This is a genomic window from Longimicrobium sp. (genome assembly GCF_036399255.1).
Lineage (GTDB): Bacteria > Gemmatimonadota > Gemmatimonadetes > Longimicrobiales > Longimicrobiaceae > Longimicrobium.
In genome coordinates, this window is the sequence record NZ_DASWNM010000010.1 from 1 (window position 1) to 2,556 (window position 2,556).

1 protein-coding gene is annotated in these 2,556 nt (G+C 73.7%); it reads right to left on the reverse strand.

The genetic code is table 11. From position 1 onward, the window contains the following. On the reverse strand, positions 1-2,516 hold a 2,516-nt coding region (locus VGC13_RS00705; protein WP_331123265.1), incomplete at its 3' end, for an amino acid adenylation domain-containing protein. Between the last annotated feature and the right edge of the window lie 40 nt (positions 2,517-2,556).

The window sequence follows — 2,556 nt, forward strand, 5'->3', positions numbered from 1 at the left end:
GCACCCGCCAGGCGCTCCCGCCAGTACGAGAGCTGCTGATCCAGGGCCTCGCCTTCCAGCTGCGCGCGCTGCCACACGGCGTAGTCGGCGTACTGCACCGGCAGCTCCGGCAGCGGCGACGTCCGCCCCTCGCGATATGCCCCGTACAGCGCCGACAGCTCGCGGTAGAGCACCTCCATGCTCCACCCGTCGCTAACGATGTGGTGCATCGAGAGCAGCAGCATGTGCTCCTCGGCACCGAGCCGCAGCAGCGCCGCGCGGAAGAGCGGGCCCGCCGAGAGGTCGAACGCCCGCCGCGCCTCCTCGCCGGCGCGCCGCCTGACCGCCGCCTCGCGATCCCCCTCGCTCAACCCCGACAGGTCCTCGACCGGCAGGGCGAACCCGCCGAAGCGCGCGATCACCTGCACCGGCGAGCCGTCCACCTCGACGAAGACCGTCCGCAGCGCCTCGTGACGCCGGACGATCTCGCCCAGCGCGTGCTCCAGCGCCGCCTCGTCCAGCGCACCCCCCAAGCGCCATGCAACGGGGATGTTGTAGACGGCGCTTCTCGGCTCCAGCCGGCCGATGAACCAGAGTCGCTCCTGCGCAAAGGAAAGCGGCAGCGCCTCCGTGCGCTCCACCGGCACCAGCGGCGGCAGCACCGGCAGCTCCGCGCGGCGCATCTCCTCCACGCGCCCGGCCAGCTTCGCCACCGTGGGCCCCTCGAAAATCGCCCGCAGCGGCAGCTCCACGCCGAACCCCTCGCGGACCCGCGACAGCACCCGCGTGCCCAGGAGCGAGTGCCCGCCCAAGTCGAAGAAGCTTTCCTCCACGCCCACACGCTCCAGGCGCAGGACCTCCGCCCAGATCCCCGCCAGCACCTCCTCCACGGGGGTACGCGGCGCCACGTACCGCTCCTCCGCCGACGTGAGCTCCGGCGCCGGCAGTGTCTTGCGGTCCAGCTTCCCGTTGGGGTTCAGCGGCAGCGCGTCCAGAAAGACGAACGCGGACGGGACCATGTACTCTGGCAGGCCCCCCCGCACGTGCGCGCGCAGCGCCTCTGCCCGCGCTTCGCCGACCACGTACGCCACCAGCCGCTGCTCGCCCGCCTCCGCGCGCGCCATCACCACGCAGTCGGCGACGCTCTCGTGCCGGCGCAGCACCGCCTCGATCTCGCCCAATTCAATGCGGAAGCCGCGCAGTTTCACCTGGAAGTCGATGCGCCCCGAGAACTCCAGGGTGCCGTCCGCCCGCCACCAGCCGCGGTCTCCCGTGCGGTACAGCCGCGCCCCCGGCTCCCCGCCGAACGGATCCGGGACGAACCGATCCGCCGTCAGCGCCGGCCGGTCGAGATATCCGCGCGCCACGCCCGCGCCGCCGACGTACAGCCCGCCCGCCACACCCGGGGGCACGGGCTTGCCCGCCGGGTCCAGGACGTAGATGCGTGTGTTCGCCATGGGCCGGCCGATGGGCGGGCTCCCCTCGTCGCCCTCGCGCCACGGGTGCAGGGTGGCGCACACGGTCGCTTCCGTGGGCCCGTAGGCGTTGATCAGCCGCCGCCCGGGCCCCCAGCGCTTCGCCACCGCCTCCGGGAGCGCCTCGCCGGCCAGCGCCAGCATCCGCACAGATTGTAGCCGCGCGTCGTCCGGGAGCGTGGCCATGACAGCCGGCGGCAGCGTCACGTGGGTGATGCCATCCAGCGCGCGGACCAGCGTCTCGCCCGCCAGCAGGGCGCCGCGGCGCGGCAGGTGCAGCGCGGCCCCCCGGCAGAGCGCCGTGAGCACCTCGGACACGGACGCATCGAAGCTGAACGAGGCGAACTGCAGCACCTGGCTGTCGGCCTCGATACCGAACGCCGCCACCTGCGCCGTGACCAGGTTGCACGCGCCGCGGTGGCCCACCATCACGCCCTTGGGGCGGCCGGTGGAGCCGGAGGTGTAGATGACGTACGCCAGGTGGTCCGGCGTCAGTCCGCCGCGCGCCGGGTCCGTCTCCGGCGCCCCGGCCAAGGCGGGCGCGTCGCCATCCAGCGTGAGCACCGGCACGCTGGCCGCCGCGAACCGCTCCGCCAGTGCCGCCGACGACAGCAGCACCGCGGGGCGGCTGTCCGCCAGCATGTACTTCAGCCGGTCGGCGGGATACGCCGGGTCGAGCGGCACGTACGCGCCGCCCGCCTTGAGCACCGCCAGCAGCCCCACGACCATCTCCGGACCGCGCTCCACGCAGATGGCCACGCGCACGTCCGGGCGGACGCCCAGGGCGCGGAGGTGGTGCGCAAGCCGGTTGGCCCGCGCGTTCAGCGCCGCGTACGCCAGCGATCCGCCGTCCCATACCAGCGCCGTCGCATCGGGCGTGCGCTCCACCTGCGCTTCGAACAGCTCGTGCACGCAGGCGTCGGCGGGGTAGTCCGCCTCCGTGCGGTTCCACTCGTCCACGACGAGGGCGCGCTCCGCCTCGCCCAGCAGTTCCAGCCGCGACAGCCGCACGTCCGCGTCCGCGGCGACCTGCTCCAGCACCCGCTCCAGGTGGCCGAGCATCCGGTCGACCGTGCTACGCTCGAAGAGGTCCGTGCTGTAG